This window comes from Methanosphaera sp. A6 (assembly GCF_001729395.1).
Lineage (GTDB): Archaea > Methanobacteriota > Methanobacteria > Methanobacteriales > Methanobacteriaceae > Methanosphaera > Methanosphaera stadtmanae.
Genome location: NZ_MAIF01000111.1, coordinates 1 through 2,584, shown reverse-complemented (window position 1 = coordinate 2,584; position 2,584 = coordinate 1). Strand labels below are relative to the sequence as shown.

Below are 2,584 nucleotides of genomic sequence, written 5' to 3'. Positions count from 1 at the left end.
AAAATATTCTATTTATTTAATATGGGTGAAAAATAAAATTTTTTTAAATCAAACAGGATAAACTTCATAAATAATTATGAAATAAGGATAATCAAATGAAAGTAGAGATAAAAATAAGATTATAAATTGGTGAAACTATGCATAAAAATAGAATAGTGTGTATATTTATTATGTTATTAGTTTTATTAATTGGATTAAGTTGCGCTGTAGCAACAGATACTTCTAAAGATATTTCAGAGTTAGAAGTAAAAAAACAAGATATTGATACAAATATAAATGCTCTAAAAGAATCAAATGTTGATAAAATAGTAAATCAAAAAGAAATAATAGGAAAAATGCAGAATACACAAATTGATAAAATAAAAGCTAAAGAAACTACGAAAAACACAATAACAAAGAAAGAACCAACAATAAGTAGCACTGAAAAATCAACAACAGATGATGACACTCAAGAAGCATCAAATCATGATGCAAAGTCTAATAAAAAATCAAACACTGATTCATCAACATTAGTACCTCTTGAAGATCACGAGGAAGTATCTTATGATAAAAATACAGTATCAAATGAAGTAAATATTAATCCAAAAGTAACTAATAACATAAAAGACAGTACATTTAATTTAAAAAATATTGAAGAACCATATAAAAATGTTTCAAGTTTAAATCAAATAAACACCAATGGAACATTTAATTTAACAAGTGATACCTCTGGACAATTAACATTATCTGATGGAAATACTACAATATATGGAAATAACCATAAGATAATACCAAATAATCCAAATCAATACTTTGTAACAATTAATGCAGGACAAAAACTTACATTGAAAAATATAGTTATAGATAGTAATTCTGAATTTTCCAGTGATTGGCTATACAGACCTGCAATAATAGTTAATGCTGGTGGAGAATTAATATTAGATAACTGTACAATATCAAGAACAATTCAAGCTATTAAATCAGAAGGTAATGTTACAATATTAAATAGTAACATAAATAACAATGGTAGAATTGCTCATGGTGCTACAATAGAGATAAAAGGAAATTCAAATGTTTATATAGAAAAGTCACGTTTATCTAATAACCAATATTGTGGAATTAATGTAGCAAGTAATCAAGCAAAAGTACTATTAAATCAAACAGAACTAAGTGGATCTATAGAAATGCACGTATATCTGGGAAATATATCATTATACAATGTTACATATGATGGTACACAGATAACTGATGAAAACAAAGTAAGTAACAATGGAATTCAAGATACTCAAGATAAAACTAATAAAAAAAATATAATTATTCTTGAAGACAGTATGATTTCCATAGATCATGCACAGAAAATATTAAATTCAACAACAATGACAATAAATGGAAGACTCACAAGTGGAAATACATATCTTCCAAATCAAACACTGAAAGTATATGTTGATGATGTATTAATTGGAGAAGTTACTACAAATGATAATGGATATTATACTATATCCTACACTGCAGAAGAAGTTGGTAATCATAACATAAAAGTAACCTATGATGGAAATTACAAATATCTTCCATCTGAAGCTAAATCATCATTCGAAGTATATAAAATAGATACAAATATCATAATTAACAACATCAATGATGAACTATTTGATAAACTTGCAAATATCACAGGAACACTTACAAATGCCAATGACGAAGTCATATCCAATGCTAAAGTAATAGTTACAATTAATGGTAATCAAAAGATTTTAATAACAAACAGTACTGGTGGATTCACATATACTGGAGCTAAAGTTTTACTTGGTGATAATACAGTTACAGCATTATTTGAAGGAACAAGAACATACAATCCATCAGAAGATACAAAAACATTCACAGGTAAAAAACATGATACACAAATAACACTAAATCCAATAGAAAATACACATATTGATGATTCTATTGAAATAAGTGGTATATTAACAGATGTGAATGGCACAGTACTTACAAATAAAAACATAATAATCACAATAGATAATCAACAACACACCATAACAACAGATGATAATGGAAAATATAGGATAACACATACCATAACATCTTCTGGAGAAAAAACAGTACTAGTAACATATGATGGAGACACAGCATATAATCCAAGTAGTAATCAAACATCATTCAATGTACGTAAAATAAACACAACCATTTCACTAGATAATATAAGTGATAAAACAATAGACTCAACTATTTGGATAAGTGGAATACTCAAAGATGAATTTGGAAACATACTACCAAATACTCAAGTAAGTATTTTAATAAATACACATAACATAACAACAACCACAGATGTAAATGGAAAATATAATTACTCCTATACTACAACCACACTTGGAGAAAATAGGATAATGGTAGGATATATTGGCAATGATAAATATTCTTCTTCATACAATGAAACATCATTCAATGTACATAGAATAAATACAAATCTATCCATTGACACAATTGATGATAAAACTATTGGATCTGATATTACTATAAGTGGAAAACTTAAAGATGAATTTCGAAACTTACTAGCAAACAAAGCGATTATAATAACAATTGATGGTCAAGAATACAATGTAATCAATGA

Annotated in this window: 1 protein-coding gene; it reads left to right on the top strand. The window is 26.6% G+C overall.

The genetic code is table 11. The features are described 5' to 3' along the window. Nucleotides 1-137 precede the first annotated feature (137 nt). Nucleotides 138-2,584, top strand: a 2,447-nt coding sequence (locus A9758_RS04160) for an Ig-like domain repeat protein (RefSeq protein WP_143740869.1), incomplete at its 3' end; no start/stop codon positions are given.